The sequence below is a fragment of the Actinoplanes teichomyceticus ATCC 31121 genome, assembly GCF_003711105.1.
Classification (GTDB): Bacteria; Actinomycetota; Actinomycetes; order Mycobacteriales; family Micromonosporaceae; genus Actinoplanes; species Actinoplanes teichomyceticus.
Genome location: NZ_CP023865.1, coordinates 4,027,103 through 4,041,680, shown reverse-complemented (window position 1 = coordinate 4,041,680; position 14,578 = coordinate 4,027,103). Strand labels below are relative to the sequence as shown.

The following is a 14,578-nucleotide window of genomic DNA, read 5'->3' as shown; positions in this document are numbered from 1 at the left end:
CACACTGTCTCGGCAGAAGCGGGTATGTGATCAAGCTGTTGCGGCATGCTGTTGATTACCCTGCGTCAAGCCGAGCTTGAGGCACTTGCAGCTTTCCCTGGGAGGTGCGCTGTGCGGCGTTCCCCGAGTGCAAGGGCGAGGGCAGCGCGTAGCGCTCGGTTCTCGGCTTCCAGTTGCCGGTTGCGTTCGGTGGCGGCCTGCAGTCGCCGCAGCAGAGAGGCGTCGGAGGCTCGCTGCCGCTCCGGAACAGCGCGGGCTGAAGGAACGCGGTGCCGCGCTCGGAGGCGCTCGATCTCGGCTCGCAAGTCGGGTTGGTTGTAGAGCCAGGACCGGGAGACGCCCGCTTCGCGGGCGACCGTTTCGAAGGTGATCGTGACGCCGGTGGTGTCCAGCCGGCGCAGGGCCGCCTTCGCGCGGCGCAGGGTCGCTGCTGCCCGCCGCCGGGCAGCAGCGACGATCACGTGGGAGTTGTCAGCTCGCACTCGCGGTCTCCTCGTTGCCATCCTCGAGTTCGCCGATCATGCGGGTGAGGTTGTCGGCGACCTGCTGGTTCATCTGCGCGACCCGGGTATGGCCGCAGGTGGTGGCGTTGTCGATCAGGGTCAGGGTGCGGGTGTGCTGTTCGCGTAGTTCAGGCAGGAACTCGGGCCCGGTGAGGAAAACCGGGCAGGTCAGGCAGGCATTGGCGTGCGGGCAGCTCTTTTGCACGGGCAGTCCGCAGTAGCCGTTGGGCAGGGTCTGGGTGGCGATGCCGTAGCGGGTCTTGGCCCACTGCGCCTGGCCGAGCGGTCCGTCGGCGTCGAGGCTGACGCGCTCGCTTTTGATGTTGACTTTCATCGCGGCCTCCCAGCGACGGCGGACGGTCTGGTCGGTGATCCGCGCGTAGTGGGCGGTCATCTGGTTGGACTCGTGGTCGAGCAGCACGCGTACGACCTCTTGGGGAACGTCGCGGTTGATCAGCCGGCAGGCGAAGGTGTGCCGCCACTGATGCGGTGTCAGGTGAACCGGTCGGCCGTGTTCGTCGCGGATGTCGCAGGTGGCCAGCCAGCGGTTGAGCATCTGGCGGTAGGTGCCGTGGGGCAGGCGCAGGGTGCCGGAGACGTTCGCTTGCGGACGGGGGAAGAGCACGGGTGGCGCTTCGGGCCAGCGGGCCAGGACGCGCTGCTGTTGGTCGCGGATCGCGGCCTGGAGTTCTTCGTCGATGGGGACTGCCGCCTCACGTTTCATCTTGGTGTTGAAATACCGCAGGTAGGGGGCGCCTTGGGCGTCGTGCACGAGGCAGTCGAAGTCGAGGGTGAGGGCGCTGGAGATCCGCAGGCCGCAGCGGATGAGGATGAGCGTGATCAGGCGGCCCGCCGGATCGCTCCACCGGCTGAGATTGTGTTCGGCTTCCACCTGGGTCATGACGTGTTCGGCCAAGCGGCGTGAGACCTGTGCGGGAACGGGCGGGGTATCGCCGGCGTAGAACGCTGCGCTGCCCGGCAGGGTGTCGTCCCAGCGGTGCTGCCGGACGGCCTGCAAGAACAGGTTCAGCCCGCCGATCCGGGTCTTCTTCACCCCGTGTCCACCGGGCTATGAGGCAACCCAGCCCAGGTGCCGTTCCAACAGCGGGCGGTCGACCTCAGCGAGCCGGTCGACGCCGGCGTGCGCCAGAAACTGGCTGAAGCAGGTCAGTGCGTCCACTCCCGCTTTCGCCGCGCCGACGCTCAAGCCCGTGGCCAGCCGCAGCCGGGTCCACCGTTTGCCCAGTTCGCGCAGCCAAGGCTGGCTGATCCGGTCGAACCGCAGCCGCTCCCGCGAGGTCGAATCCGCGTGCCGGACGGTGATGCCGGGCAGCTTGTGCAGCCGCCAGACGTCGCGGGGATACTCCACCTCCCAACCCGTGCCGTCGCGCAGCGACTCGACCGCTTCTCGGGCTTCGATCACGAACAGGATGGGTGGCCGGCTGCGGCCGGCCTTCGCGGCCTTGCGCCATTCGGGTTCCTCCAGGTCCAGCAGCGAGGCGACTGCGGCGGCATTGGCCAGCCGCACTGCTTGCATCACCATGTACGGAGGCGTCGTGCGGGCGCGGGCGTCGGCCCGGCATTGCAGGCCGTACTGGAACTCCAGCTTCAGCTGAGGCGGCAGCCCTCGCAGGTCGATGCTTGCCGTGCCGATCACCTGGCAGTCGACGATGAACTGCTCGATGTCGGGACGGCCAGCGTGACGCCACCGGGCTTCGTGGTTCTTGCAGAAGACTTTCTGCCGATTCTCGACCCACAAGGTGCAGAACGGCAGGCGGCATTGAGCCGGAACGTCATCGGCAGTGATCAAGGAAGGGGCGTTCCAGGCAGCCAGGTCGGGGCGTCCGGCTCGCAGCCACCGGTCGCGATGCTTCACGCAAAGCCCGCCGCTGTTGACGCCGTAGCGGCATCCAGCGACGGTGCAGCCCGGCAGTATCCCACCACGGACCGGGCCTCGGCGGATCGGCGAGGAAGGCGTGCATGTCCGGGTGCCCGCGCTGGCGCCATCGGATTGCGTGTGCGTTGCAGAGCCCGCTTTGAATGACCGGACGGTCGCAGTCCGAAACGGTGCAGGGCGGGGAGGCAAAGACCGGATCGTCGGGACGGGGGCGGTAGATCTCGGTGCGGAACTCGGCTCGGACGGCGGCCAGCAACTTCTCCAACAGGCCGGCACGTCCCCGTTCAACGTTGAGGACGGTGACGGTCACAGCCGTACCTCGCGTCCGGTGAACCAGCCCGCACCTTCGAGAGGGCGGCGGGCGTCCTCGACGGTGAGGTGGCCATATGTGTCGATCGTGGTGCTGATCGAGGCGTGGCCGAGGAGCTCTTTGACGTTCTCCATGCCGGCGCCGCGGCGCAGCAGCCAGGTCGCGTAGGTGTGACGGTACTGGTGAGGCGCGAAGGCGATGCCCGTGCGCTTACGCAGCCGTCTGACCAGGTCATAGACAGCCGGATAACCCCAAGGGTGTCCCTGCGGCTCGGCGAAGAGGTTCACGAAGACGTAGTCGGAGTCCAACGCGCCGTACTCGCGGTGCAGGTAGTCGCAGTACAGGCGCATCAACTATGCGCTCGCCGGGACGGTGCGCGACCGGTCGGCCTTCGCCCGGGCCCGGTTGTCGTTGTGCCGCGACACCACGCTGACCTGCCGTTCGGCGATCGCGATGTCGTCGTGGCGTAGGCCGAGGGCCTCGCCGATACGAATCCCGGTGTCCAGCAGCAGGGCGAACAGCAGCCGGTCGCGCAGGTGCTCGCAAGCATCCAGGATGGTCTGGTCCTGGGCAGCGGTCAGGACACGGGGACGCTTCGGCCCGGTCTTGAGTTTGATCGTCCGGCTCCGTTCAGGCCGGCCGGACGCGATGTGCTGGAGAAACGGCTTGTAGGAGGTGGCCGCCGCGCGGTGCCGTCCGGCCGGGCGCGTTGTCACCAGCAGACCAGCGACCTCGACCCCGCTGCGGGCATGAAACTCGTAGAACGCGCTGACCGCGGCCAGCTTGCGGTTCACGCTGGAAGCAGTGCAGTGATGCTCCACCGTCGGCAGCACCACCACCGCGCCGCTGCGAGCCGCCGGCGGCAGCCGCAGCCAGGCCACGAAGGACGCCAACGCCTCCAAGTCCACCGCCGTCCAGTCCAGCCCTCGGCCGACGAGGAAGCTCCACCAGTCCTTCAAATCATGGGCGTACGCCTTGACGGTGTTCGGCGACCGCTCGACCGCCGTCAGGTAGGCCAGGAACGACTCCACCGGGCCTACCGGTCGCAGATCATCGCCCAGCAGCGTCCACGACTCCGCCATCGAGTCGGGCGCCAACACCCGCTGTACGCGCATCGAGCCTCCAGATCCTTCGTGATGGACCGCGGTAGATAACCGCATCCAGCACGCAGATTGAAGGACCCAAAGGCCGCGTCACGCACATGAACGACAGCCCCACTCGGGCTCAAGATAACGGCCGGAAGCGGCACCTGATCGTCGACACGAAGGGCCTGTTGATGACGGTGAAGGTGACCAGGGCGGACGTCACCGACCGCGATGCCGCACGCGAAATGCTGCCTGAGCTGCGCAAAAACAACCCGGAGTTGACCCTGATGTGGGCCGACAACGCCTACACCGGCCTGGCCGACTGGGCCCGCAACGACCTCGACCTCACCTTCAAGGTCGTGAAGAAGCCCTCGAACCAGGTCGGCTTCAAGGTGCTGCCCCGCCGGTGGATCGTGGAACGGTCACTGTCTTGGCTGATGCGCGCCCGCCGTAACTCCCGCGACTACGAACGCCTCCCCGAACACTCCGAAGCCCACATCACCTGGGCAAACATCACCCTAATGACCCGCCGCATCACCCGCGCGGATGCCCGGCGGGCCGCCCTGCCCAAGCTCATCGCCGCCTGCCCCACCCAGGGTCGGCGTCACCGCGGGCGCAGGTCGTCGACTAACTCGTTGAGGGCGGCGATCAACTCAGAGGAATGCGCGGTCAAGTCGGCCTCGTCATCGATCACGCCGTCGACGTAAACGAGCACGCTGATGCTCGCATTGCCCGAACTGGCGTAGGCCCGCACCAGCGGACGATTGGCGCCCTTGCTGCTGCTGGCGAGAACCGCCAGGCCGCCGTCCCCGATTCCGGACAGTGGCACGACGAGGTGGCCAGCCATTTTCGAAACTCTCATGGTCTGCTCCAGGCCACCTCGATGATTAGCGCCGGGATTCGCCCGGTCGATGTCAACCGTGGCGGATCTGACCCTGCCGTCATAGGCCCAGACCCGCTGGAACTGGGCGTCGTTGTCGAACCCGTTCATGGAAGCCAGCGGCCCGGTCGTCACGCGCTTCGAGCCGGAGAATTCCGGACCGCTACCGGCTACCGAATACCAAGGCGGTCCGGCCTGGGCACTGGCCGCTGCAGGTGAGGCAGCCGAAGAGGACATACTGCTAGTTACTGACTCGGCGGACACGGTGGGTGCCGCATCGTCGCCGTGGTCTTCAAAGGCTGCACCTTGCCCGCAGCCAGCCACCGCGACCATCAACACGACTCCCGGCCACAGCCAGCGCATACAAGATCCATCCTTCGGAGACTGCGCGATCTTTCCATAGCCCCGGCTGCAGCACCGCATGCAGGGGCAGTAGCAACTTGGGTAGCAGGCACGCAACGGCGGCTTGCGGGCTGACCACCATCCGCGCCCAGCGAGCACTGCGGTCAGGTAGCACTGCTGCGGCTCAGGGTAGGTAGCCCGCCCGCGGTGAACTGAACGCCTTGTCATCTTGACGGCAGCCGATCAACCAGCTTCGCGCGTTCGGATGGGCGTCACCGTGATGGTGATACGAACGCCTGAGAGGGATCCCGCAAGGCCAATAGTCGCACTAGCTGCAGAAACAGGTTGCGAGACAGCCACTTACGCCGTCGGGCGGGGGTGGTCGAGACCGGGTTTCGCCGGGGCCGGAGTGCGGACGGCGCCGATGTTGGCGGCGATGACCAGCGCGATGGCCAGCCCTTCGACGGTCGTGAGCCTCTGATGCAAGACGACGTAGCCGGCGAGCGCAGCGACGGCGGGTCCGAGGCTCATCAGCACGGCGAAAGTCGTCGTGGGCATGCGGCGTAGTACCAGCAGTTCCAGGGTGTAGGGCAGCACGGAGCAGAGCAGCGCCACGGCAACGCCCATCGCCAGGATGGAAGGGCTCAGCAGCGTGGCCCCCGCTGTGCCGGCGCCCACGGGGAGGGTGATCAATGCGGCCGCGGTCATGGCCAGGGCGAGGCCGTCAGCCTTGGGGAAGCGTTGTCCGACCCGCGCACTGGCCATGATGTATCCGGCCCACATGACGCCTGCTGCAAGGGCGAAGCCGATTCCGGCCGGGGTGAGCCGGTCGAATCCGGTGCTGCTCAGCAACGCCACACCGGCAGCGGCCAGGCCGGCCCACCACCAACTCGCCGCGCGGCGTGCGGTCGCCACGGACAGCACGAGCGGCCCCAGCACCTCCAGCATCACCGCGGGACCGAGCGGGATGAGCTCGATCGCGTGGTAGAACAGTGCGTTCATGCCGGCGAGCGCCACGCCGAATCCGCCGATCAGCAACCAGTCCGTGCGCCGGTAGCCCCTCACACGGGGCCGGCATACCGCCGACAGCACCAGCGCCGCGATCGTCGACCGCAGGGCCACGACCCCATCCACCCCAATGCTGGGGAACAGCAGCGCCGCGACCGCGCCACCGCACTGCACGGACAGCACGGCTCCCAACACCAGCCCGGCCGCCGCGGTCCCGTGACCAGGATGCCGGGTCGAGACCGCCGGTCCGTCGACAGGCGTGACGGCGGACGGAGCGAAGTTCAGGGCGTTGACCATGAGGTCGACGCTAGGAGGCACCCCGATAGCAACGGAAATGCCGATCTCGCCGCGGTTATGCTCTGCCGTTATGACCGTGGAGTTGCGGCATCTGCGTGCCTTCCTCGCCATCGCCGACGAAGGCACCATCACCCGGGCGGCGGCCCGGCTGCACGTGACCCAGCCCGCGCTCTCCCGCACACTGCGTCAGCTGGAAACCCACCTCGGTGTCCGCCTGATCGACCGGTCCACCCATCACCTGCAGCTCACCGCGGCCGGACACGCGTTCCAGCCCCGGGCCGCCGCCGCCGTCGCGGCCGTCGACGAAGCACTCGATCCGGCCGGAGCCGGCACCTGGCCACTGCGCGTCGGCCACGCCTGGTCAGCACTGGGCGAACACACCACGCCCCTGCTGCGACGCTGGAAACAGGAACACCCGCACACACCGGTGCAACTCCTGCGCGTCGACGATCGCACCGCCGGGCTCGCCCACGGCACCGTCGACGTCGCCGTCATCCGGGGCCGGGCCGACCTACCCGACGAGGTGCACACCGTGGCTCTGCTGACCGAGCCGCGCCTCGCCGCCGTCGCCGCCGACAGCGTCCTCACCCGGAAACCACGGCTGACCTTGCACGATCTGAGCACCGAGCCGATCGCCGTCAACACCGTCGCCGGCACCACGACCCCCGACCTCTGGCCTGCGGACGAAATCCCAACCGACATCATCGAGGTCGCCAACACCGACGACTGGCTCGCTGCCATCACCACCGGCCACGCCGTCGGCGTCACCACCACCGCCACCGCGGCCATGTATCCGCACCCCGCCGTGGTCTACATTCCGCTCATCGACGCCCCGGCCGTCACCGTCTACCTCGTCTGGAGGCAGCCACCGAGCCATCCCGCCGTGCCAGATCTCATCACCCTCGCCCAGCGGCTCATCACGCCACCGCCTCTGAGGTTGAGCCCGGGCCGTCCGGTACTACAGTCCCCGCGTGCGGTCTGACCAGCGTTGCGGTTGATTCTTCGCTGGTTACCACGGAAGGGACCGGCTGGTGCGCGCCCGCCGCAACGCCCGCGACTACGAACCTTTCCCGAACACTGCGAAGCCCACATCACCCGGGCAAACATCACCTTGATGACCCGCCGGACGGCTCGCGCGGAGGGTGGGCGGGCTGCAGTGCCCGAGCTCATCGCCGCCTGATCGACTCGGCATCTGGAGACACGGATCGCGGCAGATCCGTGCGGCCGGCTCATAGGCTTTCATCTACGCTACGACGATGACCATTCTTGCCGAGCTGCCGGGCGGCGTCATCCTGCGTTGCTTGGCGGACGGTGACGCGCCGGCGCTTCTGGACGCATACGTGCGCAACCGGGATCACCTGCGCCCGTTCTATCCGCCACGGCCGGACTCGTTCTGGACGCTCGACGGTCAGCGGAAAGGGCTGGACTCGCTGTTGCGGCAGCATGCGGACGGCACCCTGTTCGCCTGCGCACTGCAGCGCGGTGATCGCATCGTGGGATGCGCCTCGTTGCACGGCATCGTGCTCGGCCCGATGTGCAGCACGAGTCTGGGGTATTGGGTGGATGCCGGTGAGGTCGGGAAGGGGCTCGCCGGTGCCACGGTCGCCAACCTCTGCCGCATCGCGGACCAGGAGCTCGGCCTGCACCGGGTGGAAGCGAGCACGGGTCAGACAAATCTGGCCTCGCAGCGGGTGCTGACCAAGAACGGGTTCCGCCATTTCGGGACGGCTCGCGACTATCTCTATCTCGACGGCACGTGGCAGGACAGTCTGCTCTTCCAGCGCGTTCTCAACGATCGTCCGCCGGTGACCCGGTGACTGCGGAGCCCGGTGGAAACCCGGTCGCCGGCAACCAGCGGGGTCGCTATGGTCCATCCATGATCAACGACCGGAACGCGGGACCTGGCAGGCTATCTGTCCCGGACGCTCCAGTGCCGGATACCAAAGATTGGACGTGGGTCCTCGACGGGCGCTGCGAGTTCTGCGCATTCGAGGGCCGGCGCGTAGCTGGGACCGAGGTATCGGCTGCCGTATCCGGGCTCGTACCGCGGTGGCTGCGGGTGTTGGCCCGCGACGATGTCGCGGTGCGCCCCGCGCCGGCGGTGTGGTCCCCACTGGAGTACGCGTGCCACGTGCGCGACGTGTTCGTGGTCTTCGCCGACCGGGCCACCCTCATGCTCACCGAGGACGGTCCCCGGTTCGCCGACTGGGACCAGGACGCTGCGGCGATCGCCGGGCGGTACTGGGAGCAGGATCCGCACCGGGTGGCCGAGGAGCTCGCCGAGCAGGGAAGCCACCTGTCGGCGGTTTTCGCGGCGGTTCCCCCGCAATCGTGGGCGCGTACCGGATTGCGCTCGAACGGGTCGTCGTTCACCGTCGACTCCCTGGGCCGCTATCTGCTCCACGACGTCGTACACCACGTGGCTGACGTCTCCGGCTGACGAGACGAGCACCGCTCATCGGCAGATCCGTGCACCGGATCAAGTTGAGGCCGCCTCCGCGGTGCGGCGTTCTGATTGGCGTCCCCGTGACGGCCGTTGTGGTTCTTCGATCCCCCAGGTCGTCCGGGGCCGGGGCGGGTGCGTTCCGGTGCCGCAGCGGGGAGAGCCGATGCGGGGCGGAGGTTCCGAAACCCGCGCCGGACCCGGGCCGGGGTGAGCCGGTCAGGCGGTGACGGCTGTTCCCAGGAGCGACGTAGATCGATGGCGCGAGGGGCCGGGCCAGTCGTAGCTGGGTGTGGGCGGCGATCATGATCCAGGTTCACCGGCCGGCTGCTCGCGGGTCGCGCAGCTTCGGCCTGGTCCAGCCAGAGTCTGCTTGACCAGGCGACACGTGTGCTCCAGATCGAAGCGCCGCAGGTATGCCTGCCAGATCCGGTCTCCATCCCCGGGATTCGCGCCGGTGTGCGACCACCACGGCCACATCGGTTGCGCGGCTTTTCCGTAGCGGGCCGTCTCGTTGATCGTGGTCACGGCCGGCTCGGGCCAGGAGTCAGGATCTTTGAGGTCGAACTCGCCGCCGTGCCTGGGTGGGCGACCACCGGACGCGTTGTACTGGTGCGGCGGGGCGGGTAGCCGTAGGACCCGGTCGGCGCGAATGCGTCCGGCCACCTCGACCGGCAGATATCACGCAGCGCCCAGGCCAGCCGGGTCACGTCGTAGCCCGCATCGCAAACGATCAGGATGTTCGGGTCACCGGGTTGCTGCTGTCCGCAGGCGATCAGCCGCTCCATCACGTCGTGCAGCTGGGTCGCGGTGACCGCTGTGGCGTCGCCGGCGGGGCCGAGACGGACCACGTCCAGCATCGCCGTCCACGACGTCCGGCCGGGTTCCAGCGCCGCCACGAACGAGTACGGCCAGCCGGGGATGAACTGCGCGGCGCTTCTAGCGCGCCCGTACACGTGGCAGAACAGCCGGTCCGAGCTACACGCCGCGGCCGACCGCAGCCACGGTGACACGTCGACCACCAGAACGATCCGGCCGTCACCGAACCGCGGTGGAGGTTGCGCCGTCAACGCCCGCCGCAGCCGCCTCACATCGATGCGGCCCTGGTGGAGCCCGTCATACAGGCGTCGTGTCCACGCCGGTGCTCAGCCGTCAGCGTCACATCAACCGACGCCCTGACCGGCCCGTCCGCGCACAACACCGCGTCGGCCAGCTCGAGCAACGCATCCGACCGAGCGGTCAAGCAGCGGTACAACTCATCCCGGAACCCCGGCAGGACACCGGCTGCCCCGACCTCATCTGCCATGACCACTACAACGAGCGCCGATCAGGAGACGACTCGGATCTCATCCGACAGCGCGTGTCGCGTCCGGTCGAAGGTGGCACCTCCTGCGGTGAGGGCGGCGAGCAGCCGGTCACCTACATAACCACCTGGCTGAACAACCACGGCAGCGCAGACAGTGCGTTGGCGGCATACTTTTGCTTGCCGGACTCGAGCGCATACGCCAGCTCTTCCAGAACACTGCACCTGGCGTAGAAGACCGCTCGCTCGCGGACGTCCGAAGCCAGCCCGGCAAGGGCGGTTGGTCCCAGATCGCGGAGGAGCAGACCGTGGTCGTAGGCGGGGTCAGTGAGTGCTGCGTCGGTCCAGTCGAGGATGCCGGTGACAGTCCAGGTGGCGGCGTCGACGAGAACGTGCTCGGCTCCGAGGTCGTTGTGCGTGAACACCCGGGCATGGCCGCGAGAAGGCGGATCGGCTGCCAGGAACGCCTTCACCCGCGGCCGGAACCGCGTCGGCAGGCGGCTGGCGACGCCCGGATAGTACGCGCCCGCCTCAGCGAGCCACCGCGTCATCGGCTGGTCGTCTACGGCGGCCAGGCTGGCCATCGACTCCGGGGGGATCGCATGCAGCACGGCGAGCAGCCCCGAAAGTTGTGAGACCAGCGATTCGGCGTGGTCCAGACGCTGAGGCAGGTCCAGCAGCGGGATGCCCGGTAGTTTCCGATACGCCAGACAGCCGCGCTCGGCGAGCACGAACGCCGGCACTGGAACCGGCACGGGCACGACCGCCGCGACCGCGTTCAGCAGGCGTGCCTCGCGGTCGATCGCGGCCGGATCCGGCTCAAGGGCGAAACGCACGACCAGCGTACCGTCCACCTCGAACGCGCGGTTGTCCTCGCCCTCGTCCAGCAGCGTCACCGTGCCGGCTTGATAGTCGGGCAGGCCCTCGGCGAGCACACTTCGAACCTCGGCGGCGTTCATCAGGTCCACCGTAACGGCGACGCGATGGGGGTGAGCGCCCCATCGCGGCCGAGGCTCTACCAGCTGAGGGATACCGACGGAGAGGCGTACGCGTTTCTTCGAGGGCAACCTCGCGGCGATCGAGCGGGCCGCGCCGTCGTTCTGGCTGGCCGACCGGCTGCGCGGCCCGGCTGATCGCGTGCGGGCTGGCCAGCTTCACCCCCAGGCCGATCCGGCGCGCGCTGGCCCGGCCGCTGCGCAACCTCGCCCTGCGCGACGACGAGGCGATGCCGCTGGTCGAAGCCATTTTCGGCTACCGGCGCAAGCACATCCTGCTCACCCCGCTCACCGACGACGACCTCGAACGGATCACGACGCCCACGCTGATGCCGGTCGGCGGCCACAGCCAGTTGTACGACGCACGCGAGGTCGTGGCCACGGTCCCGCCCGCATGCCGCGCGCCGTCGGCGAGATCATCCCCGAAGCCAGCCACGACCTGGTCCTGCGGCATCCCGACGACCTCGCCGCACGGATCGTCGCATTCGCCGCGGACACCCGGGCCCACCCTTGACATCGTGTGGCGACGGTTCACCGCTGCCGGCAACCGTCACCCGCTGCAGCATGCCGCCCCCACCGCCGCAGCAGACAAGAGGACCGGCTGACCGGGTGGGTCCCGATCTCACCAACGCCGCGAACGGCACGTGGTGATCCCGGGCAACCGGGTGCTTCACCGGCGCTACCAGCGCGCCGCCACCGGGGCGCGGCACATCGCGTCCTTCCGCGCCGCGCCCCGGTGGCGGTCCCGCTCACCGCTTCTCGCACCCCGTGGTGTGCGCGAAGTCCAGCCGTACGCAGGTGTCGCCGACGGCGGTGTTCGGACCGCCGTCGAGCCAGTCGGTCACCTCGTCGTACTCGTCAGGAACCCCGGGCGTGGCGTTGCCGTCGAGCCGGTCGTCGCCGGCGCCGCCGTAGAGCCTGTCGACGCCCTTGCGGCCCAGCAGCGTGTCGTCACCGCCGTGACCGAGGATGACATCGTTGCCCTCACGGCCGTCGAGGTCGTTGGCCCGGCCGTTGCCGGCGAGCCGGTCGTTGCCGCGACCGCCGAGCAGGTCCTCCACGTCGGCGCCGATGCTGTCGCCCTCGCCCTTGCGGCCGTCGTCGCCCTTGCGGCCGTCCAGGTCCACGCTCACCGCGCTGGTGTAGTTGCTGTATCCGGCCGCATCGACGCCCGGACCACCCAGGTACAGGTCGGCGTCCTTACCCGCGTGCTGCCGCGAATGGTACCGGTCGTCGCCGGACTCGCCGTAGAACCGGTCGTTGCCCGGACCGTTGGTGAAGCTGTCGCTGCCGGATGCGCCCCAGGCCACGTCCGTGCCGGAACCGTCGTCGAGCCCGTCGTCGCCGGCGCCGCCGTAGAGCTTGTCGTTGCCCGCCCCGCCGTAGAGCACGTCGTTGCCGCCACGGCCCCGCACAACGTCGTTGCCGGAACGGCCGTAGAGCCGGTCGTGGCTCGACCCGCCGGTGAGCTTGTCGCTGCCGGTGCCGCCGTCCGCGGTGATCGGCAGGTCGGTGCTGTTGACGATCGTGTCGCTACGGTCGTAGGCGTAGACCCGCAGCCGCGTCGGCGCCGCCGCCGGCGTGCACCGCGCCTTGGTCCTGTCACCCTTGACCCGCCGGCAGCCGGCCCCGACCTTGATGGCCACCCGGTCGTCGACCGTGATCGTGGCGCCCTTGCGCGTCAGCGTGATCGTGCTCTGCTTGCCCTTGGCCGTCTTGTACTCGACGACCGTGCCGTCGACGACGGCCAGCAGACCGGCTGTGCCGGCAGCCCGCGCCGGCACAGCGGCCAGCGGAAGCGACGCGCAGACAGCAACGGCCGTCGCCAAGCTTCCAGCGGCACGCAGCCGCCATAAAGCCGATGGCATATGGATTCCTCCCCGTCGGAGTGTCGATGTGCCCGCAGCATACAAACGTGTCCCCAGAGCGACGTCCCGGCCGGAAACCGCCAACCCCGGCAGGCGGCGGCCGCCACGCGGGTCCGCGCGAGCAGCCGGCCGACCAGCTCGGCGGCCACACCCTGCGGTGCGCCGCTGCCCGCCTCGCCTCCGCGTGCGCCGGCCCGCGCTTCGCGTCGTCCAGGAAAGCCCACCGGCGCGCACGGGGACCGCGCCGTACCGCAGGCCGTGACCGCTGACGCGCCCGCCCGGCGGCCACGCAACCGCCGTGCCCGGCGGCCTCACCGCTGCGCTGATGGAGAATTTTTCCGTCAAGCTTCGCAGGGAAACGTCCCATTCCCGAGAAAGCGAAATGGGCATACGCTAATCGAAGCCGCATATCGGTGTCACGAAACTCCGAAACGCCGGCCGCCGCACCACCCCGGCCCGCAGAACCCCGCCGCCAGCAGCACATACACGCGTTGTCAGGTCCGGCGCGGCACGCCTGGCCTTCGCCGGGAAGACCGGCACACACCGGAGAAGCACCCTTTTTGCCCGACAATCACCGCTTGCGGCGGGCACAATTTTTATCTAGTCTGGCCTTCGTCCGGGCACATATGTGCCCGCATCACCCTCAACCCCATCGCCCTCAGCGGATCGCTGAGGGCATTTTTGTTTCCCAGAAAACCCTCGGCCGCCACAGCGGCCGAGGGTTTTCTGCTTTCTACCGACAGGAGCACCATCGTTGCCCACCATCTGGATCCTCATCGCGGTCTCGCCGCTGCTGGTCACCGCCGGCGTGCTGGCCGCGGTCACCATGACCGCCCTGATCCGGGCCCGCCCCGAAGACGTGCCGGCGGTAACCTCGACCTTCGCCACCGCCTTCACCAAACTGGTGGAACGCGTCCGGATCGGCCAACGACCGGCGGCCACGCTCGGCCGGGTCCTCACGACAGGACCCGGCCCGCAGCCACCGACCGCAACCTCGCCGGACGAGAACACCACCGGTAACGAACAGGAGCCGGCATGAGTCGTCGCCGCGCCATCACGCCCTACAGCCCCACCGAGGCCACCGCCATCGCACCGGACACCCTGGAGACGATCGCCGCCGCCCTCCAGACACTCTCCGACCAGCGCGCCCGCATCCTGCGGATGCGTTTCGGCATGGACGGACCGGCGAAGACCCACGCACAGATCGCCGAAGCCCACGCCACCACCCCGCAGCGAATCCGTCAGATCGAATCCGCGGCGCTCGCGACGCTGCGCCGTCGCTCACCGACCAACCGGCTGGCCGACCTGGACAGCGACGATCTGCTGCGCCTGCCGGAAACGGTACGCACCCGGATCCTGCAGGCCACCGCACGCCCACAGGACCCCGTCCGGTGCGACGAACACGGCTGGACACAACGCGGCGACACCCACCTGCCGACCGCCGTCTGCAGCCGATGCCCCTGCATCATGGCCGTCGCCCCCACCGGACGGCCCCGGCAGTACTGCGGCGCCACCTGCCGCAAAAAGGCCCAGCGCGAACGCGACCGGTGGCAGGAACAGTCCCGACGCTGACCCGCCCAACCCGCCCAACCCGGAGACCCCCACGCCAGGGGCGCACCCACGCGCCCCTGGCGTCACCGCGCTTGC

General features: G+C 68.9%; 14 protein-coding genes and 2 pseudogenes. 7 read left to right on the top strand and 9 right to left on the bottom strand.

Annotated elements, in window-relative coordinates; genetic code table 11:
• Positions 1-65: 65 nt before the first annotated feature.
• The 4 genes and pseudogenes from ACTEI_RS39360 to ACTEI_RS38375 form a co-directional block, all read right to left on the bottom strand.
• On the bottom strand, positions 66-503 hold the full coding sequence (locus ACTEI_RS39360; protein WP_372443261.1) for a DUF6262 family protein: 438 nt from the start codon (positions 501-503) through the stop codon (positions 66-68).
• Positions 472-1,557 carry a tyrosine-type recombinase/integrase gene (locus ACTEI_RS17780; RefSeq protein WP_203723646.1) on the bottom strand — a complete coding sequence of 362 codons (1,086 nt, stop codon included), beginning with the start codon at positions 1,555-1,557 and terminating at the stop codon, positions 472-474. The genes ACTEI_RS39360 and ACTEI_RS17780 overlap by 32 nt, the downstream gene beginning before the upstream one ends.
• Before the next feature lie 15 nt (positions 1,558-1,572).
• Complete coding sequence (locus ACTEI_RS37815; protein WP_203723647.1) at positions 1,573-2,313, bottom strand: hypothetical protein; 741 nt, start codon at positions 2,311-2,313, stop codon at positions 1,573-1,575.
• Positions 2,314-2,706: 393 nt separating this feature from the next.
• A pseudogene (locus ACTEI_RS38375) lies at positions 2,707-3,792 on the bottom strand (tyrosine-type recombinase/integrase).
• Positions 3,793-3,911: 119 nt separating this feature from the next.
• Here ACTEI_RS38375 and ACTEI_RS17770 point away from each other — a divergent pair.
• Positions 3,912-4,502, top strand: a complete 591-nt coding sequence (locus tag ACTEI_RS17770; protein ID WP_122978680.1) for a transposase — start codon at positions 3,912-3,914, stop codon at positions 4,500-4,502.
• Here the strand turns inward: ACTEI_RS17770 and ACTEI_RS37085 are convergent.
• Together ACTEI_RS37085 and ACTEI_RS17765 are read right to left on the bottom strand one after the other, a co-directional pair.
• Complete coding sequence (locus ACTEI_RS37085) at positions 4,400-5,038, bottom strand: hypothetical protein (RefSeq protein WP_145831042.1); 639 nt, start codon at positions 5,036-5,038, stop codon at positions 4,400-4,402. The genes ACTEI_RS17770 and ACTEI_RS37085 overlap by 103 nt on opposite strands.
• Before the next feature lie 339 nt (positions 5,039-5,377).
• Positions 5,378-6,322, bottom strand: a complete 945-nt coding sequence (locus tag ACTEI_RS17765) for an EamA family transporter (protein WP_122978679.1) — start codon at positions 6,320-6,322, stop codon at positions 5,378-5,380.
• A gap of 37 nt (positions 6,323-6,359) precedes the next feature.
• Between ACTEI_RS17765 and ACTEI_RS17760 the strand changes: the two genes are divergently transcribed.
• From ACTEI_RS17760 to ACTEI_RS38370, 3 genes are all read left to right on the top strand, one after another.
• Positions 6,360-7,304 carry a LysR family transcriptional regulator gene (locus ACTEI_RS17760; RefSeq protein ID WP_239082385.1) on the top strand — a complete coding sequence of 315 codons (945 nt, stop codon included), beginning with the start codon at positions 6,360-6,362 and terminating at the stop codon, positions 7,302-7,304.
• A 274-nt stretch (positions 7,305-7,578) separates the two neighbouring features.
• Positions 7,579-8,139 (top strand): GNAT family N-acetyltransferase, encoded by a 561-nt coding sequence (locus tag ACTEI_RS17755; protein WP_122978677.1) that lies wholly within the window; start codon positions 7,579-7,581, stop codon positions 8,137-8,139.
• A gap of 266 nt (positions 8,140-8,405) precedes the next feature.
• The gene (locus ACTEI_RS38370) at positions 8,406-8,762 is read left to right on the top strand and encodes a DinB family protein (protein ID WP_239082386.1); all 357 of its coding nucleotides are present in this window, start codon (positions 8,406-8,408) and stop codon (positions 8,760-8,762) included.
• A 44-nt stretch (positions 8,763-8,806) separates the two neighbouring features.
• Here ACTEI_RS38370 and ACTEI_RS39180 read toward each other — a convergent pair.
• Together ACTEI_RS39180 and ACTEI_RS17740 are read right to left on the bottom strand one after the other, a co-directional pair.
• Positions 8,807-10,071: pseudogene (locus tag ACTEI_RS39180) on the bottom strand (transposase); the annotation flags it as partial.
• 113 nt (positions 10,072-10,184) lie between these two features.
• A complete protein-coding gene (locus ACTEI_RS17740) occupies positions 10,185-11,027 on the bottom strand; it encodes a phosphotransferase family protein (RefSeq protein WP_122982226.1) in 843 nt (280 codons plus the stop codon).
• 266 nt (positions 11,028-11,293) lie between these two features.
• On the opposite strand from ACTEI_RS17740, the gene ACTEI_RS37080 reads away from it, so the two are divergent.
• Positions 11,294-11,668: a hypothetical protein gene (locus ACTEI_RS37080; protein WP_145831043.1), complete on the top strand. Its 375-nt coding sequence runs from the start codon at positions 11,294-11,296 to the stop codon at positions 11,666-11,668.
• Between the two features lie 144 nt (positions 11,669-11,812).
• On the opposite strand, the gene ACTEI_RS17730 is transcribed toward ACTEI_RS37080, so the two are convergent.
• Positions 11,813-12,847 carry a calcium-binding protein gene (locus tag ACTEI_RS17730; RefSeq protein ID WP_164466002.1) on the bottom strand — a complete coding sequence of 345 codons (1,035 nt, stop codon included), beginning with the start codon at positions 12,845-12,847 and terminating at the stop codon, positions 11,813-11,815.
• Between the two features lie 838 nt (positions 12,848-13,685).
• Between ACTEI_RS17730 and ACTEI_RS17725 the strand changes: the two genes are divergently transcribed.
• Both ACTEI_RS17725 and ACTEI_RS17720 read left to right on the top strand, forming a co-directional pair.
• A complete protein-coding gene (locus ACTEI_RS17725; RefSeq protein ID WP_122978673.1) occupies positions 13,686-13,970 on the top strand; it encodes a hypothetical protein in 285 nt (94 codons plus the stop codon).
• On the top strand, positions 13,967-14,503 hold the full coding sequence (locus tag ACTEI_RS17720; protein ID WP_122978672.1) for a sigma factor-like helix-turn-helix DNA-binding protein: 537 nt from the start codon (positions 13,967-13,969) through the stop codon (positions 14,501-14,503). Before ACTEI_RS17725 ends, ACTEI_RS17720 begins: the two co-directional genes overlap by 4 nt.
• Positions 14,504-14,578: the final 75 nt, after the last annotated feature.